At 71.9% G+C, this 23566-nt stretch carries 25 protein-coding genes and 8 pseudogenes; 15 read left to right on the top strand and 18 right to left on the bottom strand.

Features of this window, described 5'->3' with window-relative positions:
* Nucleotides 1-5 precede the first annotated feature (5 nt).
* The 4 genes and pseudogenes from Prum_RS43715 to Prum_RS43725 form a co-directional block, all read right to left on the bottom strand.
* Nucleotides 6-99, bottom strand: a pseudogene (locus Prum_RS43715) (TetR family transcriptional regulator); the annotation flags it as partial.
* Between the two features lie 439 nt (nucleotides 100-538).
* Nucleotides 539-949, bottom strand: coding sequence for a VOC family protein (locus Prum_RS43720; RefSeq protein WP_173084914.1), 411 nt, complete (start codon nucleotides 947-949; stop codon nucleotides 539-541).
* A 70-nt stretch (nucleotides 950-1019) separates the two neighbouring features.
* Nucleotides 1020-1115 (bottom strand): annotated as a pseudogene (locus Prum_RS50315) (VOC family protein); the annotation flags it as partial.
* A 37-nt stretch (nucleotides 1116-1152) separates the two neighbouring features.
* The gene (locus Prum_RS43725; RefSeq protein WP_173084916.1) at nucleotides 1153-1929 is read right to left on the bottom strand and encodes an alpha/beta fold hydrolase; all 777 of its coding nucleotides are present in this window, start codon (nucleotides 1927-1929) and stop codon (nucleotides 1153-1155) included.
* Nucleotides 1930-2144: 215 nt separating this feature from the next.
* On the opposite strand from Prum_RS43725, the gene Prum_RS43730 reads away from it, so the two are divergent.
* Together Prum_RS43730 and Prum_RS43735 are read left to right on the top strand one after the other, a co-directional pair.
* Complete coding sequence (locus Prum_RS43730) at nucleotides 2145-2417, top strand: hypothetical protein (protein WP_173084918.1); 273 nt, start codon at nucleotides 2145-2147, stop codon at nucleotides 2415-2417.
* Between the two features lie 318 nt (nucleotides 2418-2735).
* Complete coding sequence (locus tag Prum_RS43735; protein ID WP_173084920.1) at nucleotides 2736-3410, top strand: calcium-binding protein; 675 nt, start codon at nucleotides 2736-2738, stop codon at nucleotides 3408-3410.
* A 179-nt stretch (nucleotides 3411-3589) separates the two neighbouring features.
* On the opposite strand, the gene Prum_RS54740 is transcribed toward Prum_RS43735, so the two are convergent.
* From Prum_RS54740 to Prum_RS43745, 3 genes are all read right to left on the bottom strand, one after another.
* A complete protein-coding gene (locus Prum_RS54740; RefSeq protein WP_308785452.1) occupies nucleotides 3590-4003 on the bottom strand; it encodes a phosphotransferase in 414 nt (137 codons plus the stop codon).
* Nucleotides 4004-4032: 29 nt separating this feature from the next.
* A complete protein-coding gene (locus tag Prum_RS54745) occupies nucleotides 4033-4545 on the bottom strand; it encodes a phosphotransferase (RefSeq protein ID WP_308785453.1) in 513 nt (170 codons plus the stop codon).
* Between the two features lie 235 nt (nucleotides 4546-4780).
* Nucleotides 4781-5626, bottom strand: a complete 846-nt coding sequence (locus Prum_RS43745) for an SDR family oxidoreductase (protein ID WP_173084922.1) — start codon at nucleotides 5624-5626, stop codon at nucleotides 4781-4783.
* A gap of 133 nt (nucleotides 5627-5759) precedes the next feature.
* Here Prum_RS43745 and Prum_RS43750 point away from each other — a divergent pair.
* Both Prum_RS43750 and Prum_RS55550 read left to right on the top strand, forming a co-directional pair.
* A pseudogene (locus tag Prum_RS43750) lies at nucleotides 5760-6175 on the top strand (NUDIX domain-containing protein).
* Nucleotides 6176-6309: 134 nt separating this feature from the next.
* Nucleotides 6310-6546, top strand: a pseudogene (locus Prum_RS55550) (class I SAM-dependent methyltransferase); the annotation flags it as partial.
* 119 nt (nucleotides 6547-6665) lie between these two features.
* Here Prum_RS55550 and Prum_RS55555 read toward each other — a convergent pair.
* Nucleotides 6666-6800: pseudogene (locus Prum_RS55555) on the bottom strand (hypothetical protein); the annotation flags it as partial.
* Nucleotides 6801-7593: 793 nt separating this feature from the next.
* On the opposite strand from Prum_RS55555, the gene Prum_RS53040 reads away from it, so the two are divergent.
* Nucleotides 7594-8046, top strand: a complete 453-nt coding sequence (locus tag Prum_RS53040) for a GNAT family N-acetyltransferase (RefSeq protein WP_246278833.1) — start codon at nucleotides 7594-7596, stop codon at nucleotides 8044-8046.
* Here the strand turns inward: Prum_RS53040 and Prum_RS53045 are convergent.
* Nucleotides 8041-8568: pseudogene (locus Prum_RS53045) on the bottom strand (MFS transporter); the annotation flags it as partial. The gene Prum_RS53040 and the pseudogene Prum_RS53045 overlap by 6 nt on opposite strands.
* Before the next feature lie 107 nt (nucleotides 8569-8675).
* Complete coding sequence (locus Prum_RS53050; RefSeq protein WP_246278735.1) at nucleotides 8676-9392, bottom strand: MFS transporter; 717 nt, start codon at nucleotides 9390-9392, stop codon at nucleotides 8676-8678.
* 42 nt (nucleotides 9393-9434) lie between these two features.
* Here Prum_RS53050 and Prum_RS43765 point away from each other — a divergent pair, with 42 nt between their 5' ends.
* Entirely contained in the window at nucleotides 9435-10028 is a 594-nt protein-coding gene (locus Prum_RS43765) for a TetR/AcrR family transcriptional regulator (protein WP_246278736.1), read from the top strand.
* Here the strand turns inward: Prum_RS43765 and Prum_RS43770 are convergent.
* Nucleotides 10005-10577: a TetR/AcrR family transcriptional regulator gene (locus Prum_RS43770; protein WP_173084926.1), complete on the bottom strand. Its 573-nt coding sequence runs from the start codon at nucleotides 10575-10577 to the stop codon at nucleotides 10005-10007. The two genes, Prum_RS43765 and Prum_RS43770, sit on opposite strands and share 24 nt — an antisense overlap.
* Before the next feature lie 45 nt (nucleotides 10578-10622).
* Here Prum_RS43770 and Prum_RS43775 point away from each other — a divergent pair, with 45 nt between their 5' ends.
* Complete coding sequence (locus Prum_RS43775) at nucleotides 10623-11384, top strand: SDR family NAD(P)-dependent oxidoreductase (RefSeq protein ID WP_173084928.1); 762 nt, start codon at nucleotides 10623-10625, stop codon at nucleotides 11382-11384.
* A gap of 36 nt (nucleotides 11385-11420) precedes the next feature.
* Here Prum_RS43775 and Prum_RS54750 read toward each other — a convergent pair whose 3' ends face one another.
* The 4 genes and pseudogenes from Prum_RS54750 to Prum_RS43790 form a co-directional block, all read right to left on the bottom strand.
* The gene (locus Prum_RS54750) at nucleotides 11421-12695 is read right to left on the bottom strand and encodes an SGNH/GDSL hydrolase family protein (RefSeq protein ID WP_308785454.1); all 1275 of its coding nucleotides are present in this window, start codon (nucleotides 12693-12695) and stop codon (nucleotides 11421-11423) included.
* Nucleotides 12643-13409, bottom strand: a pseudogene (locus Prum_RS54755) (alpha/beta fold hydrolase). Before Prum_RS54755 ends, Prum_RS54750 begins: the two are co-directional and overlap by 53 nt.
* Nucleotide 13410: 1 nt before the next feature.
* A complete protein-coding gene (locus tag Prum_RS43785) occupies nucleotides 13411-13851 on the bottom strand; it encodes an SRPBCC family protein (protein WP_173084930.1) in 441 nt (146 codons plus the stop codon).
* Nucleotides 13848-14180 (bottom strand): ArsR/SmtB family transcription factor, encoded by a 333-nt coding sequence (locus tag Prum_RS43790; RefSeq protein ID WP_173084932.1) that lies wholly within the window; start codon nucleotides 14178-14180, stop codon nucleotides 13848-13850. Before Prum_RS43790 ends, Prum_RS43785 begins: the two co-directional genes overlap by 4 nt.
* A gap of 76 nt (nucleotides 14181-14256) precedes the next feature.
* Here Prum_RS43790 and Prum_RS43795 point away from each other — a divergent pair, with 76 nt between their 5' ends.
* The gene (locus tag Prum_RS43795) at nucleotides 14257-14478 is read left to right on the top strand and encodes a hypothetical protein (RefSeq protein WP_173084934.1); all 222 of its coding nucleotides are present in this window, start codon (nucleotides 14257-14259) and stop codon (nucleotides 14476-14478) included.
* Here Prum_RS43795 and Prum_RS43800 read toward each other — a convergent pair.
* Nucleotides 14450-15250 carry an SDR family oxidoreductase gene (locus Prum_RS43800; protein ID WP_218577863.1) on the bottom strand — a complete coding sequence of 267 codons (801 nt, stop codon included), beginning with the start codon at nucleotides 15248-15250 and terminating at the stop codon, nucleotides 14450-14452. The two genes, Prum_RS43795 and Prum_RS43800, sit on opposite strands and share 29 nt — an antisense overlap.
* 92 nt (nucleotides 15251-15342) lie before the next feature.
* Here Prum_RS43800 and Prum_RS43805 point away from each other — a divergent pair, with 92 nt between their 5' ends.
* The 6 genes from Prum_RS43805 to Prum_RS43830 are packed head-to-tail and all read left to right on the top strand — an operon-like array spanning nucleotide 15343 to nucleotide 19860.
* Nucleotides 15343-15885 carry an RNA polymerase sigma factor gene (locus Prum_RS43805; protein ID WP_173084936.1) on the top strand — a complete coding sequence of 181 codons (543 nt, stop codon included), beginning with the start codon at nucleotides 15343-15345 and terminating at the stop codon, nucleotides 15883-15885.
* A 19-nt stretch (nucleotides 15886-15904) separates the two neighbouring features.
* Entirely contained in the window at nucleotides 15905-16726 is an 822-nt protein-coding gene (locus tag Prum_RS43810; protein WP_173084938.1) for a zf-HC2 domain-containing protein, read from the top strand.
* The gene (locus Prum_RS43815) at nucleotides 16723-17607 is read left to right on the top strand and encodes an ATP-binding cassette domain-containing protein (RefSeq protein WP_246278738.1); all 885 of its coding nucleotides are present in this window, start codon (nucleotides 16723-16725) and stop codon (nucleotides 17605-17607) included. The genes Prum_RS43810 and Prum_RS43815 overlap by 4 nt, the downstream gene beginning before the upstream one ends.
* On the top strand, nucleotides 17604-19208 hold the full coding sequence (locus tag Prum_RS43820; RefSeq protein ID WP_173084940.1) for a hypothetical protein: 1605 nt from the start codon (nucleotides 17604-17606) through the stop codon (nucleotides 19206-19208). The genes Prum_RS43815 and Prum_RS43820 overlap by 4 nt, the downstream gene beginning before the upstream one ends.
* Nucleotides 19196-19684 carry a hypothetical protein gene (locus Prum_RS43825; RefSeq protein ID WP_173084942.1) on the top strand — a complete coding sequence of 163 codons (489 nt, stop codon included), beginning with the start codon at nucleotides 19196-19198 and terminating at the stop codon, nucleotides 19682-19684. The genes Prum_RS43820 and Prum_RS43825 overlap by 13 nt, the downstream gene beginning before the upstream one ends.
* Entirely contained in the window at nucleotides 19678-19860 is a 183-nt protein-coding gene (locus Prum_RS43830; protein ID WP_173084944.1) for a hypothetical protein, read from the top strand. The genes Prum_RS43825 and Prum_RS43830 overlap by 7 nt, the downstream gene beginning before the upstream one ends.
* Here the strand turns inward: Prum_RS43830 and Prum_RS43835 are convergent.
* A complete protein-coding gene (locus Prum_RS43835) occupies nucleotides 19857-21533 on the bottom strand; it encodes an alpha/beta hydrolase domain-containing protein (protein WP_173084946.1) in 1677 nt (558 codons plus the stop codon). The two genes, Prum_RS43830 and Prum_RS43835, sit on opposite strands and share 4 nt — an antisense overlap.
* Nucleotides 21534-21674: 141 nt before the next feature.
* A complete protein-coding gene (locus Prum_RS43840; protein WP_173084948.1) occupies nucleotides 21675-22070 on the bottom strand; it encodes a hypothetical protein in 396 nt (131 codons plus the stop codon).
* 131 nt (nucleotides 22071-22201) lie between these two features.
* Between Prum_RS43840 and Prum_RS43845 the strand changes: the two are divergent.
* A pseudogene (locus Prum_RS43845) lies at nucleotides 22202-23522 on the top strand (extracellular catalytic domain type 1 short-chain-length polyhydroxyalkanoate depolymerase).
* Nucleotides 23523-23566 lie beyond the last annotated feature (44 nt).

The following is a 23566-nucleotide window of genomic DNA, read 5'->3' on the forward strand; positions in this document are numbered from 1 at the left end:
CTCCGTCGGGAGCAGGGCGTCGAGGAACAACGCGCCCTTCGACGGCCAGCGACGGTAGATCGTGTGCTTGCCGACTCCCGCGCGGGCGGCGACAGCTTGAGCTACCGGCCACATCGACCAGGTTCAACCGGCCCAACACCTCGCCGTCGTCGCCGACCACTACATGAAAATGGCACAACGCCGCGAAATAGGCGCGGTTCTCCCGCTCAAACACGAGCACGGCAGCGGCATGGTCCAGTCGAAGGCGTTCGATCATGGGGCACTGGTGCACGGTACACACCACCCCCGCGCTTGCCATCGGCCAGGAGTGCGCGCATCGACGCGTCGTTCGCCCTCGCGTTCGAGGTGTACGCAGAGTAACCGAGCGACCGGTGCAAAACTCGTCGTCGCCGCAGTCATGGTCAAGATGTGGCGCTCATCCTCACTGTCCGTTGCCAGTGAAGGTGAGGCAGCGCCAGGCTTTTGAGCTGGGGTGTCTCATCTTCACTGGCAAGGTGCCGGTGTCGCTTTGCCATCGAAGATTAGGCAAGTCGTGGGATTAGTCGCTCTTGGGCCAGATGGGGCCTTGGTCGGTCCAGGTGACACCCTTGTTGTGGCAGAAGCAGAAGGGGTGGCCGATGGGGTCGGTGTAGACGCGGAAGCCGTAGCCGTTGGGGCCGATGGAGTCCCGTTGCAGGGTCGCGCCGAGGGCTAGGACGCGGCTCTGTTCTGCCTCGATGTCGTCGACTTCGAAGTCGAGGTGGAACTGCTTGGGGTGCTCGCTGTCGGGCCACTGCGGGGCGCGGTAGTCCTCCACCCGGATGAAGGCCAGCTCAATCTCGCCAAACTGGATACCGGCCCAGTCCTCGTGGCTGCCCGCCTTGACTGGGCGACCCGTCACCTCAGAGTAGAAGGTTGCCAGCTTCATCGTGTCCGGGCAGTCGATGATGAAATCGGTGAGTCGCAGCATCCGGCGATCTTGCCACAAGGTCGAATGGGCCGGACTTTGAGACAGGTTTCAGAGCAGACTGTCCGTCCTGCTATGCACGCTCCGCGGCGCTGCGCTCGACGCAGAACAGGTTGCCCTCCGGGTCCGCCATCGTCACCCACCCCGTGCCATCCGGCTTACGGTGATCCTCGTACTCGGTCGCCCTTGACCGCTTCGTCGGGGTATCAGCTCGGCAGCTTGTCGAGGAAGCGGCGGACGGTGGCTGCGAACGCGTCCGGTGCGTCGGCGTGGACGACGTGTCCGGTATCGAGAGTGACCAGCTCTGTGTTGGGGCGCTTGGCGGCCATCACGGCGGCGTGTTCGGCAGCCAGTTCGTTGCTGCGGGCCCCGTGGATCAGCAGGGCTGGGCAGTTCGATGCGAGCCAGTCGTTCCAGTGATCGCCGTTGAGCGCGCGTTGGGAAACGATCATGTCGTTGGGGTCGAAGGCCAGGCCCCAGTGGTCGCCGCGATCGCGGAAGGCGTCGGTCAGGTACCGGGCGGAGCCGCCCAGCGCGCTGTACAGAGCTTCGCGAGTCGGTGCGGTGCGGACGAGAGCAGCCGCGAACGCAGTGTCGACATCGACGCTCGCTCCGATATCTTCGACGATCAGCGCGGCGACCCGGTCGGGATGAGCAGCGGCGAGTTGGTAGGCGTTGACCCCGCCGAGAGAGTGCCCGAGAGCGACCGCTTCCCGCACGCCGAGGTAGTCAAGCAGCGTCAGCGCATCGGCCACGTAGCCGGCGCGGCTGTAGTCGCCGGCGATGTCGGAATCGCCGTGGCCGCGCTGGTCCGGCGCAATCACCCGCCACCGCGGTGACAGCGCTGCCGCCAGCGGCGCGAATGCGCGGCCCTCGGCGAAATGCCCGTGCAGTGCCAGCAGCCAACGTCCCGGTCCACCGAAGTCGCGGTAGACCAGTCGCCGCCCGCCAAGGTCGAGCGCACCAACTACCGGTTCCGTCATCGCCGAGCCTCCCTCTTGCCGAGGTCAGCGAGCGTAGCCGTCGACACCGACACTTCCGGCACTGGGAACGATCTTCAGCAGCGGGCTGGATTTGCTGGGGCCGTCACGTCGGCCGCGCCGCGCCGACCGTCCGTCCGGTTGGCGACAGAGGACGGCACGCCCCAGCAGCCCGGTCTACCGTCGCGGCCACGTCACAGCCGGTAAGGGAGCGTCCAATGAGATCACTCGTACGCGGCGGTGTCGTCGCCATCCTCGCCGCGGCGGCGGTGCTCGTCGCCGCGGCACCCGCACATGCTGCGGTCGGCGGCACCGTCAACGTCGGCATCGACGGCAACCTTCTCTTCAACGGTCTGGACGGCTTCGCCAACACGCTTGTCGTCACGAAGACCGGCACGACCGTCGAGCTGGACGACGTCCACACGATCACGCCGAACGGGGCCTGCGAACACCCCGACCCGAGGACGACACGTACGTGTCCTGCACGGTGAGCATCTCGCCGGACATGAGGATCGAGCCGGACGACTTCAACGATCACGTGACGATCTCGGGCACCGGTGGGAAGTGGCTGGTCAACCTCGAGGACGGAAACGATACCGCGGACATGACGGACGCCGGCGGCACCGGCAACGTCGTGGTCGGGGCAACGGCAACGACCTGTTCATCTCCGGTACGGCGCACGAGTTCTACCGCGGCCTCGCGGGCACCGACACGGTCAGCTACGCCCCCGCGGCGCCGGCTCGCCGGTCACGGTCGACCTGGACGCCGAGGCGGGCGGCGACGGCGGTGACGAGGACACCTACGACGAGGTGGACAACGTCATTGGCACGGCGGGCGACGACGACCTGACCGGAGGCGACGGCAACAACAAGCTGGAGGGCCGTGACGGCGACGACGAACTGCACGGCGGCAGCGGCGACGACACGCTGATCGGCGGCACCGGCGACGACGTAGTCGACGGCGACGGCGGCACGGACACCGCCAGCTACCTAGGCCACCCGAGCGCGGTCACCGCCGACCTGGACGGTGTGCAGGACGACGGCGCCGCGGGCGAGGACGACTGGATCCAGTCCACTGTGGAGAACCTGGCGGGCAGCTCGCACGGCGACACGCTCACCGGCAACGCCAACCCCAACACCATCCACGGCGACGCCTGCTCGCTGATCTGCGACGGGTTCAGCGGCGGAGACGACTCGATCCTCGGCGGCAGCGGCAACGACTACCTGTACGGCTGGGGCGGGGACGACTACGTGCACGGGCAGGGCGGGGCTGACGTCATCAGCGGCTCCAACGGCGAGGACGACCTCAACGGCGGGTCGGGCGGCGACACGATCTCCGGCGGCAACAATGACGACAGCCTGGACGGCTCGTCGGGGTTCGACGCGCTGGACGGCGGCTCCGGCGTCGCCGACTGGTGCGACACCGGCGACAACGGCGGCACCAAGACCGGCTGCGAGCTGCCGCTCGGGTGGACCTGGTCCTAGCGCAGCGATTCCACCAAGGCGGCGGCCCACCGCATAGAGATCCGTCTCGCCGGCCGCCACCTCCACCGCGGCGTCACGCAAGGCGGTACCCGAGCGGATCGAGCCCAGCCGCTCGCGGAGGGTGCCCCAGCGCGATCGCCTCGACCCCCGCGGCGGCCCGGGCCTCCCGGCGGCGGCACTCACCGCGACACCCGACGGGCGGCCTGGCCCACCGGTTTGTCGCCGTCGGTGTACTCGGTGAAGATCTGGTCGAGGATCCTCCGCGAGCTCGCCGTCGCCGCCTCGCCGTCATCCAGCGCGTTGGCGTAGTTGACAAGCGTCTTCCACAGCGCCCAGCCACGCCCGCGCGCCCAGGTCGCGTCATCGACGCACAGCCGCTCCCGGAACGCCCGGCGGCCGTCGCCGGTCAGCAACGTCCAAGCGACCGCCAAGTCACAGGAGGGATCCCCAACACCGCAGGTCCCGAAGTCGATGACCGCCGCCAGTTGCCCGCCGTTGAGCAGGAGATTTCCCTGCGCGATGTCACCGTGGAACCAGCGCTGCACGCCGTCCCAGCGCGCGTCCAACGCGCACGTCCAGATCTCGCTGGCCATATCGACATCGATACGGCCGTCGAGTGCCGTCAGCCCCCGGTTGGCCTGCCCGTCGTAGGTGCGTAGGGTGCCACCCCGGTACCAGTTGTGCTGACCTGGACGGGGCCGTCAGCGGTATCGACACCCTGCAAGGCCACGACGAACTCGGCCAGATCGAGCGCGAACCGGACCGGGTCAGCGATGCGGTCCACCCGCGCGGTTTCACCCTCGAGCCACCGGTAGATCGACCACGAGAACGGATAACCCTCACCGGACTCGCCTTTGGCCAGTGGGGTGGAGATAGGCAGCGGCAGACGCGGGGCGAACACCGGAAGCCACTTGTGCTCCTTGTCGACCGCCTCGGTGTACTCCAACGCGCTCGGCAGCCGCACCGACATCCCAGAGCCAAGATGGAAAGTCCAGTTATCCCAGCCGCCGTTGGCGACCCGCTCGACCGGCAGGTCAGCCCAATGCGGGAACTGGCTGGCGACGAGCCGGCGCACCTGGTCCACGTCGACCGCGATGCGTTTGGGCAACGGGCCGAGATCTGCAGTGCCGCTCAACAAGTGTCCTCACCCGAGAAGGTCGTAGCCGTACGACAGCCCTGCCTCACCGGGCGACGGTATCCACCGGCAACCGGAGACGTCCAACGAAATCCGAGCCTCACCGCAGTCTCACCGCCCGGCTTCCGGCCCGCACCCGGTTGCCACCTCACCATGGCCGCGTCGGCCGTGTAGCGCGCACGCTCGGCGGCGGATCCGTGCACACTCCATCGGTGTGTCGACTCGCGGTGCTGTGTCACAGGGCAGCGCGGATGGCCTCGGCGAGTGAGGTCGGCCGGCGTCCGATGAGCGTTGCGAGGTCGTCTGCTTCCACATGCATATCGCCCCGGGCGACGCCGCGGTCGCCGTCGGCGATGAGTTCGGCCTCGGGTTGGGGTGTCCCTGCGGCGGCCAGGAACTCGATGTATTTGTCGACCGGCAGATCGGTGTAGGTGATCTGCTTTCCGGTCTGCCGCGATATCTCGGCGGCGAGCTGCGTCATCGTGAACGCCTCGCCACCCAGCTCGTACACCTGGTTGGTGTGCCCGCCGGTGGTGAGCACCGCCGCAGCGGCCTCGGCGAAGTCAGCGCGGGTGGCAGCACCGACCTTGCCGTCGCCGGCCGCACCGACGATGCCACGCTCCAGGTATGTCTGCAGCTGGGAGGTGTAGTTCTCCAGGTACCAGCTATTGCGCAGGAACACGTACGGCAGGCCGGAGGCTGTGATGTCCTGCTCGGTCGCCCGGTGATCGGCCCCGAGCTTCATTGTTGATCTGTCCGCTTTGGCAATGCTGGTGTAGGCAACCAGGCCAACGCCGCCGTCCTTCGCCACATCGATGACGTTGCGGTGCTGCTCGCGTTTGCCGGCCTCGTTGCCTGAGACGAGCATCAGCTCGTCGGCGCCGGCGAACGCCCGGCGCAGCGAACCGACGTCGTCATAGTCGGACCGCACCACGACGACGCCCCGGTCACTCAGGTCGGCGGCTTTGGCGACATTCCGGCCGACCGCGACGATCTGATCGGGCGATACCCCTCGGCGCAGCAGCGACTCCACGATGAAGCGCCCGAGGCGACCGGTGGCCCCGGTAACGGCGATCGACATCGGAACTCCTTGGCAACCATCAGCAACCCTCACCTACGCACTACCCCACGATGTTGAAAACATGCGGGCGGGGTAAGGGTCTCCGGATGCTCGAGCGCGCGGTCGGCGGATCCGCATGGGTCAGAATGTGCCGATGACGATCTCCGCTGACGACTCCGGTCCGGTCCGGATTGTTACGGCCATTCTTCGGGACGGCGATCGGGTGTTGCTGTGTCATCGAAGCGCCGGCCGCCGTTGGTATCCCGACGTGTGGGACCTGCCGGGCGGTCATGTCGACGAGGGGAGGACCCGAAGCAGAGCCTTGTCCGCGAGCTTCGGGAGGAGCTGGGAATCACGGCGTCGGAGCCGTCCAGCCCGCCGATACATGAGATCCGGACCGCGACGTTCGACATGCAGATCTGGTTGATCGACAAGTGGACCGGGATACCCGTCAACGCCGCGCCGGACGAGCACGACGCTGTGGCGTGGTTCGAGACGGCCGACCTTGACAGCCTGCGTCTCGCCCACGAGTCCTATCTCTCGATGCTCACCGCCGTGCTCGCCACGTGACGTCACTCCGGAAGCCAGCGGGTGCACGCTCATCGGCATGATAGGACGGCGTGGCCGTGTTTGCGGATGCCGACCCGCGGTCCGTGTGCTTGCCTGGGTTCGGAGGATCGGCGACGGTTCCGGCATGATGCGTGATGGCAGGCCCGGATCGGCGTGATCTTGGTTGGGTGTTCAACGAGGTGCCGGAGCTGTACGACCGGGTCCGGCCGGGCTACCCGGACGAGTTGTTCGCGGACCTGGTCACCATCACCGGCGTGGGCGACGGATCGTCGGTGCTGGAGGTGGGCTGCGGTACTGGCCAGGCCACCCGTTCGCTGGCGACGCTCGGATGCACGGTGACCGCCGTCGAGCAGGGCCGGGAAATGGCCGCGCTGGCTCGCCAACGGCTGGCCAGCGTCTGCAACGTCACGGTCGAGACGTCGACGTTCGAGGCGCGGTGGTTGTGTGCTTTGACGTCCAGCCAGACTCGGCGGGCGTGGTGGTGCTGGTGGGCGCGGGTGATTGCGGCCTTGGGCAGGGCGCGGCCGGCTCCGGTACCGCGGGCGCCGGGGTGCAGCACCATCCGGCGCAGCTCGATCGCCCGGTCCCGGTCGTGCAGGCCGGCTAGGACGAGGTAGCCAGCCATGCCGCGGTGTCCGTCATGGCTTCCAGCGCGGCGACGTGGGCGAGGTCTTCAACGCGGGTGGGACGGATCTTGATCATGTGGGCAGGGTAGCCGCAGACGGCGTTCAAACCTTGCCGGCGTTGCCCTTCGACCTCCCGGATGCGGCCTTCGGCGGCGTGATAGGTTCGCCACGCGGCCCCATAACGAAGGAGGTGAGCGCGATGGTGTTCCTTCCGTTCGTGCTCCCGACCCGTCCAGGCGCCGGCTGATCACGGGAGTACACCGCTTCTCCCGTAGAGGATTTCCCGTGACCAAGCCGGTCATCCGCCCGCTGCGCGTGGGCGAGCACACGCTGTTCCAGTCCATGCCCGAGCCGCCCACCGTCGGCGTGGCCCTGCTCGGCCGCGACTTCGCCGAGACCATGGCCGCCCGGCAGTACCGTCCTGAGTGGACTTGGGTAGCCCTCGACGGCGACGCGGTCATCGCACGGGCCGCCTGGTGGGGCGGTCCCGACGACGATGCCCCGGTGGCGTTGGACTGGTTCGACCCTGGCACCGACCCGATGGTGGGTGCGGAGCTGCTCCGTGCCGCCAGTTTCACCGTTGACTATCACCTCATGCTGCCGCCCGACTGGCGCGACGTCCCCGACACGCACCGCGCGGCTCAGGCCCGCATAGCCGCCGCCGGTGCCGCCGGATTCGCCCCGGTCCTGGAGCGGCTGCGGTACCGGTGGACGCCGGCCGACGGCCTGCCCGAGCGCCCAGCACGGCTGACCTACCACCCGGTCTCCGACGACGCGGTCCTGCGCGACGTGATGGGCCGCATCCTGATCGGCAGCCTCGACTTCCACCAGCGTCAGGCGATCGAGCGGGAGGGCGTCGAGGCGGCCCTCGCCGACGACCTGGAGTTCCTGGCCTGGCTGCCGAGTCCGCGCGACTGGTGGCGCCTGGCTCGCGACGATGCCGGCGACCTCGCCGGCATCGTGATCCCCGCCCGCAACCACGCCTCGCCGATCATCGCCTACGTCGGCGTACTGCCGGAGGCGCGCGGTCACGGCTTCGCGTACGACCTGCTCGCCGAGGGCACCCACATCCTGGTCGAGCAGGGCGCGGAAATCATCACCGCCGACACCGACGTGACGAACACGCCGATGGCCGCCACGTTCACCCGAGCCGGGTATCCGGTGGCGCAACGGCGACTCATCCTGAGACCGACCGGGGATGAACAGCGCCAGCGCGGCGGCCAGCACCGCCGCGCCGGCGCATAACGCGAAGAGCGTGCGGTAGGCGGCCAGCGACGGCAGCGCGTACCCGGCGATGGTGATCGTCTGGGCGGCGAGGATGGAGCCGCCGACGGCGCTCGCGAGGGAGCTGCCGACGCTGCGGAAAAGGGTGTTGAGGCCGTTGGCCGACGCCAGCTCCGAGCGGGGCGCGGCGCGCATGACCAGGCCCGGCATCGCGGCGTACGCGATGCCGGTGCCCGCGCCCGCGATGGTGGTGAACAGGATGACCTGCCACAGGTGGTCGGTGAAGACGATGCGGGCGCCGAACCCGACCGCGATGACCAGCGAGCCGGCGATCAGCGCGGTGCGCGGGCGCAGCTTCGCCGAGAACGGCGACAGCGCCAGCATCGCCAGGCCGCCGGGCAGCATGCACAGGCCGCCGACCAGGATCGACTTGCCGAAGCCGTAGCCGGTGGCGGCGGGCGCCTGGACGTACGAGGCGGTGCCGATCAGCGTCGCGAAGAGCGCGAAGCCGACGCACAGTGACGCGACGTTGGTCAGCAGCATGGCCGGGCGGGCGCTGGTGCGCACGTCGACCAGCGGGGAGGCCAGGCGGCGCTCCAGCACGACGAAGCCGGCCAGCAGCACGGCCGCCGCGGCCAGCAGGCCGAGGGTCAGCGGGTCGCCCCAGCCCCACGCGTTGCCCTTGGCCAGCGGCAGCAGCAGCGCCAGCACGGTGGCGCCGAGCAGGACGCTGCCGGGATGTCCATCCGGCCGCGCGCGGCGCGGGCCGGCTCCGGCACGACCGCCAGGATGATCGGGAACGCGACGACGCCGCCGGCCACGCAGATCCAGAAGAGCGCGTGGTACGTGCTGTACTCGGCGATCAGCCCGGCGAGGGGCAGGCCGAGCGCGCCGCCGACGCCGAGCATCGCGCTGATCACGGCGACGCCGGTGGCGGCGTGCTCCCGTGGCAGCGTCACGCCGATCAGGCTGATGCTGAGCGGGACCGCGGTCACCGAGAGGCCGACGATGGCCCGGCCGACGATCAGCCCGGCCAGGCTGTCGCTGAGCGCGCACACCAGCGAGCCGGCGACCAGCGACGCGACCGCGACGAGCAGCATCAGCTTGGTGCCGTACAGGTCGCCGAGGCGGCCGAAGACGGGCACGGCGACGGCGCCGACCAGCAGGGTGGCGGTGAGCAGCCAGGCGATGTCGTCGGCGCTGGCGCGCAGGCCGACGGCGAGCTCGGGCATGACCGGCACCAGCAGGGACTGGGTCAGCGAGACCAGCAGCCCGGCGATGCTGACCACCAGCAGCATGACGATCTGCTTGCTGGTCCAGGCGGGCTTCGCCGCGACGTCTCGCTCGATGGTGGCAGAATGTGTCACGAGGCAGATTCTGCCACTTTTCTGCTTCGGTACGGTGAGAGGGTGATCACAGGCGTGGAAGGCGGTCTGCGCGAGCGCAAGCGCGAACAGAGCAGAGCCGCCACGGCCGAGGCGGCCTGGCGGCTGTTCATCGAGCACGGGTACGACAACGTGACCGTCGCCGACATCTGCGCGGCGGCCGACATCGCCCCGCGCACGTTCCACCGCTACTTCGCCACCAAGGAGGACGTGCTGGCCGAGCCGGTACGCCGGATGGCCCGCGTCGTCGCCGACCACATCGCCGCCGCTGACCTGGACCTCGGCCCCGCCACCGTCCTGACGGACGCGATGGTGGCCCTCGGCGAGTTCGTGATCGGCAACCGGGAGTGGATCCGGGCCCTGCGCCTGGTGGTGGCGCGGTCGCCGCAGGTGCGGGCGTCGAACCTGGCCCTGCGCCCCGACCAGGAGCGGGAACTGGCCGCGTTGCTCGCCCGCGGCTCGGACGCCGACTGGCGGCTGCGGCTGCTCGTCGGCTTCTCGGTCGCCGCGCTCCGGGTCTGGCTCGACGACTACCTGGGCGGTCTTGTGGGTGATGGCCCGCTGGATCACCTGCGGGAGCTGCTGCGGTACGCCTCAGAGCCCGCGCTCGGCGGTTAGCAGCGCGGTCCGGACCGTCTCGACGGCGTCGGCGCCCTCCTGGAACGCGTGCTGCTCCACCGCGATCCGCAGGGCTGTATTGATCATGGCGGCGCGCACCGTCGTGGGCAGGTCCGGCTCGGCCAGCCCCGCCCGGCGGGCGAGCGCCTCGGCGAAGACCGGCTCGGCGTCGTGGTGCGCCTGCAGCCACACCGCGCGCAGCCCCGGCTCGGTGCGGATCAACCGGACCAGCGCCAGCATCGTGGGCGCGGTGTCACCCGGGTCCACCGCGTCGAGCAGCTCGGCCACGCCGGCGCCGGCGGGCCAGGTGCGCAGGGCGTGCGCGAACGACTCGATCCCGGCGGCCAGCAGCGGCAGGACGGTGCCTTCCTTGGTGGGGAAGTAGCGCCACAGCGTACGCACCGAGATGCCGGCCGCCTCGGCGATCTCCTCGGCGGAGGTCGCGGCGGCGCCCTTGGCCGTGAAGAGGCGGACCGCCGCGCGGGCGATCTCCAGGCGGGTGGCGGCCTTGCGTCGTTCGGTGAGCGGCGGACGGCCTTTTTGACGCATCCTGCCATCTTGGCACGGTGTGCCAGAAAAGGGTAACGTCCGATCATGAGCAGTGGACTGGAGAACAGCAGCGTCGTCGTCACCGGCGCGGGCTCGGGTATCGGGCGGGCCACCGCCCTGCGCTTCGCCGCCGAAGGCGCCCGCGTGGTGGTCGCCGACCTCAACGCGGACGGCGCCAAGGCGGTCGTCGCGGAGATCGAAGCCGCCGGCGGCACCGCCGTCGCGGTCACCGGCGACCTCAGCGACCAGGCGGTCGTCGACCAGGTGGTCAGCACCGCCGTCGACACCTACGGCGGCCTCGACGTGCTCGTCAACAACGCCGGCATCATGGACGCGATGTCCGCCGTCGCCGACGTCACCGACGCCGAATGGGAACGTGTCATCCGCGTCAACTTGACCGCCCCGTTCCTGCTCACCCGCGCCGTGCTGCCGCACATGCTGGCCCGAGGCAAGGGCGCGATCGTCAACACCGCCTCCGAGGCGGGACTGCGCGGCAGCGCCGCCGGCACCGCGTACACGGCGTCCAAGCACGGCATCGTCGGGCTCACCCGGTCGGTCGCGGTGATGTACCGCGAGGCCGGGATCCGTGCCAACGCGATCGCGCCGGGCGGCACCCGTACCGGGATGATCCCCAGCATCGACCCGGCGGCGCACGGTCCGCGCACGCTCGGCGCGTACATGGGGAATGTCGGCCGCGTCGCCGACCCGGACGAGCAGGCCGCCGCGATCGTCTTCCTCGCCTCCGACGCCGCCAGCAACATCAACGGCGCCATCCTCCCCGTAGACAACGGCTGGTCCACGGTCTAGCCCCTTCTTCCCTCCGGTAGGGCCTTTCCCCGTCGATCAAGGGCATATGGTCGTGCTTTGATCTCCGATCCACGACCGTTTGCCCTTGATCGACGGGGGAGGGGCGGGGAGACGCAGAGGGCGCGGGGAGGGGATGAGGGGCGGCGGGGTTACCAGGGAGGGGAGGGTGGCTAGGTAGGTGGTGAGGCGGTCGGCGATCGCCTGGTGGTCGTGCAGGGACGGGTGCCAGTGGCAGCCGAGGTAGTCCAGGCCCTCGTTGCTGTAGTACCAGTAGCGGATGCGGTCGTCGCCGCGCTCCTGGACGACCTGTTGCGCCGAGTCGGCGAGCGCGGTCGTGTTGTAGACGTACGTCGCGCTGACCACGATCACCGTACGTGGGCCGTACCGGGCGCGGAGCTTGTCGAGGAAGCCGTGGTACGCGGTGCGGTACGCGTCGAGCAGGCCCTGTTGGGTCCAGGGCTCGCCCGGGTTGATGGCGGTGGAGAAGTCGTTGATGCCCAGGCCCACCACGACCACCTGCGGGCGCCAGTTGCGCGGCTTGGGCCACACGTCGCCGTCGACGGCCAGCAGCGCGCGGTCGTAGTAGGTGCGGTAGCTGGTGCCGGGCTCGCCGCCGTTGTAGTTGCGGACCATGCCGCGGCCGGAGAACGCGTTGATCTGGTAGTCGGCGTTCAGGCGCTTGGCGGCCAGGGCGCCGAAGCTGAGGTCGGCGTTGGTGGTGCGGTTGACCTCGTCGCCGGTGCAGTCGCGGCTGGCCGACAGGTTGCCGTACCCAGCGGTGTACGAGTCGCCGATGAACTCGATCTGCCGGCTGCGCGGCGTGGGCTTGCCCAGGATCGCGCCGCCGGGCGCGGCGACGAACCCGCCGAACGCGCTGGTGGCCCACGGGCTCTCGCTGCGCTTGACGAGCCGGACGGTGTGCCGGCCGCCCGCGAGCCCGGTGACCCAGTGGGTGCCGGCGGCGGGTGTCACCAGGGTGGCGACGGTGGCGCCGTCGACCTGGACGTCGTAGTCGGCGGCGGGGTCGTCGAGCACGACGCCGATCCCGGTGCCCCGGAAGCGGCCCTCGAAGTAGACGCCCGGCCAGCTGAAGCGCGCGGTGCCGGCGTCGACCTCGACCCGGCCGGCGGTGTGCACAGTGGACAGCAGGCTCGGTGTGGTGGTCGCCTGCGCGGTGCCGGGCACCAGCGTCGCGGTCGCCAGCAGGGCCAGCACCGCGGTCACGCGTACGGTTCGCACGCCCGCGAGACTATCACGCCTATCGATGTATGAAGAACTCCGTGAGCGCCGGCGCGAGCGCCGTGGGGCCACGTCGTGCGTCTGCCCGTCGAGCGTCCGCAAGGCCGCGGTGGGCAGCGCCGCCGCGGTGGCCGAGGCCGCTTGTCGCAGCGGCGGCGGGCTGGCGCCGCCGGCGAGCACGAGCGCCGGTACGGCGACCGTGGCGGCCACGTCGTGGGGCACGGTGCCGCCGTCGAGCACCGCGTTGTCGTACGCGAGGGTGGGCGCGATCGCCTCCAGGGCGGCCCAGCCCGGCTGCGCCCGCATGCCCGCGATGGCCTGCTCCGGCACGCCGACAGTGGTCATGAACAGCGCGACCGCGTCGCCCCGGCGGCCGGCGTCGAGCAGTTCGCCGAGGCGCTGGGTGTAGTCGCCGGTCTGGGCGATGAACGGCGGCTCGTAGAGCGCCAGCTTGGTGACCTCGGGGCCGGCCGCGGCGGTGGCCAGGGCGAGGGCGGCGCCGGAGGAGATGCCGTAGACGTACGCCCGGCCGCCGGCCGCCCCGATGACGGCGCGCAGGTCCTCGATCTCGCGCGCCACCGCGTACGGCGACGTGTCGCCGCTGTCGCCGCGGCCGCGACGGTCGTAGGCGTACACGGTGAAGTGCTCGTGCAGCGCGGCGGCCAGCGGCCGCATGGGGCCGCCGGCGCGATGGCACATGGCGCCGTCGACGAGGACGAGGGCCGGTCCGGCGCCGCCCCGCTCGTACCCGATGGTGGTGCCGTCGGCGGAGGTTACCGCGGACATCTCATGCTCCCTTGTGGATGGTGGCCAGGTACGCGTCGAAGCGGTCGAGGCTGGTGGCGAAGCCGGCCCGCGCCGCGGCGCTCAGGTACGCCTCCGGCACGTTGGTCTGGTGGGTGACCACCTCGGTGCGCCCGTCACCCAGGTCGACGAAGGTGATCGTGGTGCGCATGCCGCCCTCGACGTCCGCCTCGACCCATACCAGCAGCTCGGGCCGGCGGATCTCCACGTACACGGCGCGCATGGTGTAGGTGCTGCCGTCGGCGTCGTTGACCATCGTGGTCCGGAAGGCGCCGCCGGGTCGCAGGTCGACGACGATGTTGTCGATCGGCGTGTGGGTGCCGGCCGGGCCCCAGAAGTGGGCCAGGTGCTCCGGCTGGGTCATGCAGTCGAAGAGCAGCTCCGGCGGGGCGTGGTGCACGCGCCGGTAGGTCAGCTCGCTCATGGTGTGGCCCCTTCGCGGAGGGTCGCCAGGTGCTGTTCGAGGCGGTCGTGGCGGTCGGCCCAGACCCGGCGGTGCCGCGCGATCCAGTCGGCGGCCGGGTCCAGGCGCACCGCCTCCAGCGCGCAGGGGCGCGCCTGCGCGGAGCGGGCCCGCGAGATGAGCCGGGCCCGCTCCAGCACCTTCAGGTGCTTGGAGATCGCCTGCTGGGTCATCGCGAACGGCTCGGCGAGCTGGTTGACGGTCGCCTCGCCGTGGGCCAGGCGCTCCAGGATCGCGCGCCTGGTCGGGTCGGCCAGGGCCGAGAACACGAGGCTCAACTCGTCCGTCACGCCCCGACCCTATCCACAACTGCTCAGTTGCACAACCATCTGGTTGTGGTTGAAGACCCGTGCTGTACTGGGACGCGTGCGACACCGCCGGCCCGAGCGCAAGCGCTGGGAGAAGGTCACCGAGGCGCTGGCGGTGGCCATGCTGGCCATACCGGCCGCCCTGATCGCGTTCGCCGGGGATTGGCTGTGGGGCGACGAGTGGGCGACCGTGCTGCTGCTCGGCGCGTTCGCGGTGCCGCCCTTCGCGGCGTTGTGGCTGCTGCGGCGGGTCAGCGCAGCACGATCACGTTCCCGGTGACCAGGGCCGCCGCGTCCGAGACGAGAAACGCCACCACCCCGGCGACCTCGTCCGGGCCGGCGACGTGAACGAGCAGGTCGTTGGCGGCGACGCCGGCGCGGACCGCGTCGGTGACCCACCCGGTGTCGGTGACCGGCGGGTGCACCATGTTGGCGGTGATGCCCAGCGGCGCCAGCTCGATGGCCGCCGACATCGTGTAGTTCGTCTGCGCCGCCTTCGCCGCGCCGTAGGAGACCTCGGTGGGAAAGCCGAGGTCGCCGCCCGAGGTGAGCCCGACGATCCGACCCCAGCGCGCGCCGCGGGCGGCGTGCCGGCGGGCCAGCTCGCCGATCAGCAGCGCCGGCGCCATCGCGTCCACGGTGAACTGCTGGGTCCAGGTGTCCGCGCTCACCGGCCGCAGCGCCCGGCCGTGCCCGTCCCGCACGGCCGGCGTGAACGTGTCCTGCACCCAGCCGGTGGCGTTGTTGATCAGCACGTCCACCGGCCCGAGCAGCTCCTCGGCCGTGTCGAACAGGCGCGCCGCGGCGGCGGGGTCGCTCAGGTCGGCCTCCACCGCGGCGGCGCGGCCGCCGCCGGCCACGATCCCGGCGACGACGCGGTCCGCGTCCATCGCCCTGTTGTCCCGGTACGCCTGCGGCACGCCCGGGTCGACGGCGTCCCGCACCCGCCAGTACGCGCACAGCACCGCGCACCCGGCGGCGGCCAGCGCCGACGCGGTGGCCGCGCCGATCCCGTGGTTGGCGCCGGTCACGATGGCGACGTGATCACTCACAGCGCGTCAGGGTACGGCGCCCTCCTCGCCCGCCGCGACGCCTTTTTGCCGGGCCCGTGAACCGCCGCGGGGTCGGCGTGCGATGAGGGGGTGTGACCACGTCAACCGATGCTGAGTTGCTGGGCCGGATCACGGCCGGCGACCGCAGCGCCTTCGAGGCGTTCTACCGCCGGTACGCGACCTGGCTGTTGCTGCGCCTGCGCTACCGCTGCGCGGACGGCGCCGTGGTCGACGACGTGGTGCAGGAGACGTTCCTGGCGGTGTGGCGCGGCACCGCGCGCTACCGCGAGCAGGACACCGGCGACGTGCCCGGCTGGCTGTGGCGGATCGGCTCGCGCCGGCTCGTCGACTCGCTGCGCGGCCACGGCGCCCGGCAGCGGCTGGCCGGGCTGCTGGCCCGGCGCCGGTTCGCCGACGCGCCGTCGGCCGAGGAGCAGGTGCTGCTCGGCGTCGAGCACGGCGACCTGGCCGGCGCGCTGGCCCGGCTCTCGCCCGAGCTGCGCGCGGTGGTCCAAGCCACCGTGCTCGACGGGCTGAGCACGGCGGAGGCGGCGGTGCTGCTCGGCATCCCCGCCGGCACGGTCAAGACCCGGGCGATGCGGGCCCGGCGGCAGTTGCGCCAGGAGCTGGCGTGATCAGCGAGGAGGGCCGGCGATGGACACCACCGGATGGCATGTGAGCGAGGAGGAGCTGCGGCGGTACGCCGACCGGGCGCTGGGGCCGCCGCTGCTGTGGTCCACCGAGGCGCACCTGGCCGCCTGTGCCGGGTGCCGGGAGCGGCTGACCGCCGCGGTCGGGCCGGAGCTGACCCGCGCGGGCTGGGAGCGGCTCGACGCCGAGCTGGACGCGCCGGTGCCGGGGCCGATCGAGCGCCTGCTCACCCGGGTCGGGGTGGCCGAGCACACCGCCCGGCTGCTCGCGGCCACGCCGGTGCTGCGGCTGTCCTGGCTGACCGCGGTGACCATCACCCTGGCGTTCACCGCGCTGCTGGCCAACCTCGCGCATCCCGCGGTCTTCCTGGCCGCCGCGCCGTTGCTGCCGGTCGCCGGGGTGGCGCTGTCGTTCGGCCCGCGCGTCGACCCGACGTACGAGGTCGCGGTGGTGGCGCCGATGCACACCTTCCGGCTGCTGCTGTTGCGGTGCACGGCGGTGCTGTCCACGACCACCGGGCTGAGCGCCGCGGCCAGCCTCGCCCTGCCCGAGTACGGGCTGACGGCGCTGGGCTGGTTCCTGCCGGCGCTGGCGCTGACCCTGCTCAGTCTCGCCCTGACGCCCCGGCTCGGCCCGGTGCTCGCGGCCGCCGCCGTCGCCGTGAGCTGGGTCGTCCTGGTGACCTCGACCTGGGGCGTCGGCTCCGCCGGCTCGGCCGTCTTCGTCCCCGCCGGGCAGCTCGCCCTCGCCCTCACCGGCGGCGTGGCCGCCCTCATGCTCGCCCGGCTGCGCCGGGCGTTCGAGACACCAAGGAGGATTCGGTGACCATCGCCGCGACCATGCCCGCGGTCCGCGCGTCCGACCTGACGCTGCGGTACGGCCGCACGCTCGCCCTGGACGGCGTGGCGTTCACGCTGCGGGACGGCGTGACCGGGCTGCTCGGGCCCAACGGCGCCGGCAAGACCACGCTGCTGCGGATCGTCGCCACCGCGCTGGCGCCGGACCGCGGAAAGCTGACCGTGCTGGGCGCCGACCCGCGCACCGGTCCCGGCCGGCTGGCCGTGCGCCGCCGCCTCGGCTACCTGCCGCAGGATCCGGGCTTCCACCCGGGCTTCACCGCGTTCGAGTTCGTCGACTACGTGGCGATCCTCAAGGAGCTGGCCGACCGCCGGGCCCGCCACGACGAGGTGCGCCGGGTGCTGGCCGCGGTCGGGCTGGAGGCCCAGCGCGGCAAGCGGATCAGGGCGCTGTCCGGCGGGATGCGCCAGCGGGTGGCGCTGGCCGCCGCCCTGGTCGGCGACCCGGACCTGCTCATCCTCGACGAGCCGACGGTCGGCCTGGACCCCGAGCAGCGGCTGCGGTTCCGCGAGGTGATCGCCGAGCTGGGCGCGGGCCGCACCGTGCTGCTGTCCACCCACCAGACCGAGGAGGTGATGGCCTTGTGCCAGCGGGTGATCGTGCTCGACCGGGGCACCGTCCGGTTCGAGGGCCAGCCGGCCGAGCTGGCCGAGCTCGCCGCCGGGCGGGTCTGGACCAGCGCCGCCCGGGAGCCGCGGGCGCTCGCGTCGTGGCGCACCGGCACCGGGCACTACCGCCACGTCGGCGACCCGCCGGCGGGCGCCGAGCTGCTCACCCCGACCGTGGAGGACGGCTACCTGCTGCTCGTCGACCTCGGCGCGGCGGCGCACGGTGCGGAGGCCGCGTGAGCACTGCCATCCTGGAGCGCCGGGAGGCCACCGCAGGCCCGGCCGCGGGTGACCCGCGCCGGGCGATGCTCGCGCTGGCCCGGTTCGAGTCGCTCCGGCTGCTGCGCCACCCGGTCACCGTCATCGGCGTCCTGCTGTTCATCGCGCCGTGGCTGTACGGCTGGATCAGCGGGCGGGCCAACCGCTACCCGGTCCTGCAGGAGGCGGACTGGTCCAACCAGTTCCTCGCGCTGCTCACGCTCGGCGGCGCGGCCCTGGTGGCGACCAACCTGGCCGCGCTGCGGGCCTACCGGCACCGCACCACCGCGCAGTACGACGTGCTGGTACTGCCCGCGTCATGGCGCACCGGCGCGTTCCTGCTCTCGGTGGTGCCGTTCGCGGCGGTGGTCGCCGTCCTGGTCGGCGTGCGGGTCGGCGGGCTCGCCCTGCTGCCCGGCGCGGCCGGCCGGATCAACCCGTACGAGCTGGCCGCCTATCCGGCCGTCGTGCTGCTGCTCGGCGCGGTCGGTGTCCTGCTCGCCCGCCTGGTGCGCATGACGATCGTCGCGCCGCTGGTCCTGCTCGCCCTCGTGGTGGCCACGTTCGCCGGCGTGCTGGCGCCGTTCCCCGGGGCGCGGCAGCTGAAGTGGCTGCTGCCGATCTCGGTGGACGAGCCGCCGATGCCGTTGCCGGTGGACCTCATGACCCGCCCCGCCGGCCGGCACCTCGCGTACGTCGTGGGCCTGGTGGTGGTCGTGGCCGTCGCCGCGCTCGCCGTCGCCGGGGCCCGCGGCCGGCGGCTGCTGGGGACCGCCGCGGTGGGCCTCGCGGTCGCCGTCCTGGCCGGGTCGGTGCAGCTGTTGCCGGTGAGCGGCCCGGTCAAGGCCGCCCGCGCCGCCGCCGTCGAGCAGCCCGCCACGATGCAGACGTGCCGGCGGATCGAGCAGGTGACGTACTGCGCGTTCGACGACTTCGCCCCGTGGATCGGCGCCTGGGACACGGTGGTCCGCGGTGTGCTCCGCGCGGTCCCGGAGCAGGAGGCCCGCCGTCCGCTCGCCGTGCGGCAACGGGTGTCCATCGACGACCGGCCGGTCATCGGTGGACAGGTGTCGGGGCCGGAGGACCGGGCCGCCATCGGTGAGCAGTGGCGGCGGATCGACGCGGCCGCCGGCACGCCGAACGCGGTGACGGTGGGCACCCAATGGGGCGACGCGCAGGCCGAGGTCGAACTGGCGGGCCTGGTGGCGTACGAGGTGGTGGCCCGCAAGGGCCCCGGGGTGGACGGGACCGTCTGCGGCGCCCGGGGCGTGCTGACCGGCTGGCTGGCCGGCCAGGCCACCCCGAAGGCCGCCGCCGGCCTGCGCGAGCTGGACGCCAACAGCTCCGGCGGCGTGACGTTCTTCGATCCGAGCTTCAGCGTCGGCATGTGGGTGCCGGACCGCGAGATGGCGGTGGCCCGGGCGTTGCTGCAACGGCCCGCCGCCGAGGTCGCCGAGGTGGTCCGCCGCTCGTGGGCCGAGCTGAGCGCGGCCGAGACGCCGGCCGAGCGGGTCGGTGAGATCTTCGGGGTGCCGGTGCCGCCGCTGCCTCCGGTGCAGGAGCGGACCGTATGTACGGCGTGACCGCGCGGGTCGTACCCGTGCTGCTGGCGCGGACCGCGCGGGCGATGAGCTGGCTGCCGTTTCTGGTGGCGGCCGGCTTCGGGATCGCGATCGCGGCGGTGCCGGCGGCCATGAGCGTGGCCCTGTCCGATGAGGACCTGATCCGGCTGCTGCGCGTCGCGGCGGTGTGCGGCGCCCTCGGCGTCGCGTTCCTCCTCGACGACCCGGCCGCCCGCAGCCTGGCCACCGTGCCGGTGCCGAGGATCGTCCGGCACGCCGTCCGCGCGGCCCTCGCGCTCGCCGCGGCGGGGCTGTGGTGGGCCGCCGTCCTGGCGATCACGGTCGGCGGCGCCGAGCACGGGGTCGGCGCCACCCTGCCGCTGTGGGACGCCAGCGTGGAGGCGGCGGCGCTGGCCGGCGTCGGCCTGGTGTGCGCCGCGGTGCGGGTGCGCGGGGCACGGCGGGCGGCGGCACCGTTGCCGCGCCCGCCGTGCTGATCCTGGCCATGCTGCTCAACCTGTTGCCGGCCCGGTTGGCGCTCCTGGTCGTCCCCGGCGACCCGCGGTGGGACGCGGCGCACGAGCGGTGGGTGGCGCTGCTGGCGTTCGCCGCCGCCGGGCTGCTCTGGGCCGGCCACGAGCCGACCCGGCGACGGCGCCAGCTCTGGCGTTAGCCGCAGTCTCGGATGATCGCGATGAGGGCCCGGGTGACGCGCAGCACCGCGTCGCGTGCGCCCGGGTCTCGCGCGATCCCCGTGCCGGCCCGCTCGGCGAGCCGGGTGAGGTGGGCGATGGCGGCGGCGTCCTTGCCGGCGAGCCCGGCGCGTTCGGCGTGCCCGAGCCGGCCCGTCAGGTCCGCCGCGACCGGGGTCGGGATGCGGCCGGCGGCGGAGTACTCGCCGATCAGGGTGCGGATGTCGGAGTACCAGGCCGGGTCGCGGGTGAACGACCGGGGCAGGTAGCCGGCCCGGGCGGCGGCGCGGGTGGCGGCGGCGGCCTGGTCGACGTACCCGCGGACGGTGGGGTAGCGGGTCGCGAGTTGCGCGTCGGTCAGCGGGACCGAACTGCCGTCGAGGAAGCAGAAGCCGGGGCCGGTGTTGGCGCCGCTGTTGACCCGCAGCGCCGCCTCGTGCTGGGCGAGCCGGATGCCGCCGAGCGCGAGCCCGAGGCCGTCCCGGGCGACGGCGGGCGGGGTCGCGTCCGTCATCTGGATCTTCGGTGCGGTGGGCGGCCGCACGCCGTACGCCACCCAGGTGACCGTGTGGTCGTAGACGGCGCTCTGCGCCATGTGCTGCGGCACCCGGGACAGCGACGGCAGGGTGCACGTCTGCGGCTCGCCCGGGTAGCCGCCGGGGTAAGTGCCGATGTCGCGCTTGCGTAGTGGGCCGTAGTCGGTGATGAGCTTCCAGTCGCCGTGCGACGCGCCGGCCACCTCCCACGAGCGCAGGACCGCCGAGTCGGCCTGGGCGCGGGCCGCCGCGGACAGGATACCGGTGGCCACGTCGCCCTCGGAGTTGATGCGGAACACCGGCGCCCCCAGGTCGGTGCGCAGCACGCCACCGCCGCCGTGCAGGACGACCGCGTCGACGACGTTGGCGAGGGGCTGGATCCCGTTGTAGTAGTTCGCGAGGCGGCCGGCGGACTGGGAGTGGCCGGTCGCGAGCACGTACCGGGGCGGTGGGAGGCCGCCGAGCGGGTCGGTGCCGGCCGGGCGGCGGACCGCCTTCACCGCCTGGCTGAACACGTCGTACGACAGGGTGTCGTCGGTGATCGTGCCGCCGGCGGTGAGGTCCAGCGCGCCGTACCGGGTGGGGCTCCACGCCTTGAGGCCGGTGGCGGAGTGCAGGCCGGCGCGCTGGGCCGAGACGCCGACCCAGGCGTACCCCTGGCGGATCAGGTGTTCGCGCGTCTGGAACCAGTCGACCTCCTGGTCCCATTGGTTGCTGACGTTGTTCCACTCGGCGATCACGACGCCGTTGAACTTCTTGGCGGAGGCGGGCCGCCGTACGACGATGCGGGTGGCGTACGGGTGGCCGGTGCTGGTGACGGTCGCCGTGCCGGTGCCGGCCGTCGCGTACCGGGTCGCCGTGCCGGAGACGAAGAACTCCTGCTCGACGTACCCGGCGGCGGCCAGGTCCACGTCGGTGGCCAGGAACGGGTAGCCGTGCGCGGGGTCGCCGACCGGCGAGGTGCGCGGGATCGGGCCGGTGACCGTGGCGTTCGCGACGGCGACGCCGGTGGCGGTGGAGGGGCGGGGCCGGTGTCCGGTGGCGCTGGCGGGCGCGGCCACGAGGGTCGAGACGGTCAGCGCACCGGCGAGGCCGAGCGCGGTCATGCGGACGGACAAAGGGGTTCACCTCACGAAATGGAGGGGCGGAACCCAGCGCCGCCGACACGCCGAGCAGTGTGTGCCGAGACTAATACTCGTGTATTCGCAAAGAAACCCTCTGATCCCGCTAACTTTTGTCGACGGGAGCAAAAGGGCTGGTCAGTGGCCTTCGCGTACCCAGAACTCGCCGGTGCGCCAGGCCAGCCGGCGGCCGCCGCCGGTTGGCCAGTCGCTGGACAGCCGGCGCCGCCCCGCGCCGAGCGAGCCGAGGAAGCGCAGGTCCACCCGCTCGCCCTGGGCCCGCACGGTGGCCGCCTCTTCCGGTGTGACCGGCACGATGTCGCGGTACTGGGCGTCGTCCCCGCCGGTCCAGTCGACGAACTCGGTGAGGATCGAGACGAACGCCTGGGCGCACGCGGCGCAGTGCCGCAGCGACACGATGAAGTGCGAGTCGTCGACCACCGTCTGGTCCGTCACCAGCCCGCCGCCCTGCAAGTACGCGGCGGTCGCCGCGGCGTCCTCGCCGTAGCAGCGCGCACACCCGTACGTGGTCATCGCCGATGATCCAACCATATTGACGGTGCTTGCTATCGGTAGTTTTTCGATCGATACTGCTAACTGTTTCTGAGCCGGAAACGGTCGGGTGATGGGCAGCCCGCCATCCTTCCCTGGAGGACCCACCACCCATGAAACTCAAGCTCAAGATGCTGGCCGCGGCCGTCGCGGCCGCCGCGCTCGCCGTCGTGGCGGCGGTGACCTTCGCGCAACCCGCGTCGGCGGCGACGCTGACCGAGGTGACGGGGTTCGGCACCAACCCCAGCAACCTGCGGATGTACCTGTACGTGCCGGACCAGGTGGCGGCCCGGCCCGGCCTGCTGGTGGCCGCGCACTACTGCACGGGCAACGGGCCGGCGTTCTACTCCGGCACGGGGTACGCCAACCTGGCCAACCAGTACGGCTTCATCGTGATCTACCCGTCGGTGACCCGGTCCAGCGCCTGCTGGGACGTCTCCTCGGCGGCCGCGTTGCGCCGGGGCGGGGGCAGCGACCCGGTCGGCATCATGTCGATGGTCGACTACGTGCGCGCCCGCTACCCGGTCGACGCCAACAAGATCTTCGCTACCGGTACGTCGTCCGGGGCGATGATGACCAACGTCCTGCTGGGGGACTACCCGGACGTGTTCAAGGGGGCGCGTCGTTCGCGGGTGTGCCGTTCGCCTGCTTCGCCACCACCAACGGCTCGGAGTGGAACAGCGAATGCGCCAACGGGACCATCATCCGGACCGCGCAGCAGTGGGGCGACCTGGTCCGCAACGCGTACCCCGGCTACACCGGCGCCCGCCCGCGGATGCAGATCTGGCACGGCACCAACGACGAGACGCTGCGCTACCCGAACTTCGGTGAGCAGGTCAAGCAGTGGACCAACGTGCACGGGTTGAGCCAGACCCCTCGTTCACCGACACGCCGCAGTCCGGTTACACGCGCACCCGGTACGGCGGCACGGGCGGGCAGGCGCCGGTCGAGGCGATCAGCATGCAGGGTGTCTCGCACAACCTGCCGGTCGACGCCGCCCAGGTGATCCGCTTCTTCGGGCTGGACACGACCACCACGCCGACCAGCGCCCCGCCCACCACGGCGCCGCCCACGACCGCCCCGCCGACCACCGCGCCGCCGACCACCGCGCCGCCGGGTGGCTGCCGGGTCGGGTACACGGTCAACGCGTGGAACACCGGACTGACCGCCAGCGTCACGATCACCAACGGCGGCAGCACCGCGATCAACGGCTGGACCCTGGCGTTCACCCTCCCCAGTGGACAGACCGTCATCAACGCCTGGAACGCGACGATCTCGCCGGCCAGCGGCGCGACGACCGCCCGTAACGTCTCCTACAACGGCAGCATCGCGCCGAACGCGTCGACGAACTTCGGCTTCCAGGCCACCCACACCGGCAACACCGGCAGGCCCACGGCGTTCACCCTGAACGGCACCGCCTGCACCCTGGTCTAAAGGTTGGGAAGGGCCCCCTGCTATGCGAAAAGCGATAGCAGGGG

The sequence above is a fragment of the Phytohabitans rumicis genome (assembly GCF_011764445.1).
Lineage (GTDB): Bacteria > Actinomycetota > Actinomycetes > Mycobacteriales > Micromonosporaceae > Phytohabitans > Phytohabitans rumicis.

Excerpts from the sequence above, each read along its gene's own strand:
- Prum_RS43720 (WP_173084914.1), bottom strand. The coding sequence starts at position 949 with ATGCTGCGACTCACCGATTTCATCATCGACTGCCCGGACACGATGAAG.
- Prum_RS43725 (WP_173084916.1), bottom strand. The coding sequence starts at position 1,929 with ATGACGGAACCGGTAGTTGGTGCGCTCGACCTTGGCGGGCGGCGACTG.
- Prum_RS43730 (WP_173084918.1), top strand. The coding sequence starts at position 2,145 with ATGAGATCACTCGTACGCGGCGGTGTCGTCGCCATCCTCGCCGCGGCG.
- Prum_RS54740 (WP_308785452.1), bottom strand. The coding sequence starts at position 4,003 with ATGGCCAGCGAGATCTGGACGTGCGCGTTGGACGCGCGCTGGGACGGC.
- Prum_RS43745 (WP_173084922.1), bottom strand. The coding sequence starts at position 5,626 with ATGTCGATCGCCGTTACCGGGGCCACCGGTCGCCTCGGGCGCTTCATC.
- Prum_RS53040 (WP_246278833.1), top strand. The coding sequence starts at position 7,594 with ATGGGCCGCATCCTGATCGGCAGCCTCGACTTCCACCAGCGTCAGGCG.
- Prum_RS43770 (WP_173084926.1), bottom strand. The coding sequence starts at position 10,577 with ATGCGTCAAAAAGGCCGTCCGCCGCTCACCGAACGACGCAAGGCCGCC.
- Prum_RS43775 (WP_173084928.1), top strand. The coding sequence starts at position 10,623 with ATGAGCAGTGGACTGGAGAACAGCAGCGTCGTCGTCACCGGCGCGGGC.
- Prum_RS43785 (WP_173084930.1), bottom strand. The coding sequence starts at position 13,851 with ATGAGCGAGCTGACCTACCGGCGCGTGCACCACGCCCCGCCGGAGCTG.
- Prum_RS43810 (WP_173084938.1), top strand. The coding sequence starts at position 15,905 with ATGGACACCACCGGATGGCATGTGAGCGAGGAGGAGCTGCGGCGGTAC.
- Prum_RS43825 (WP_173084942.1), top strand. The coding sequence starts at position 19,196 with ATGTACGGCGTGACCGCGCGGGTCGTACCCGTGCTGCTGGCGCGGACC.
- Prum_RS43840 (WP_173084948.1), bottom strand. The coding sequence starts at position 22,070 with ATGACCACGTACGGGTGTGCGCGCTGCTACGGCGAGGACGCCGCGGCG.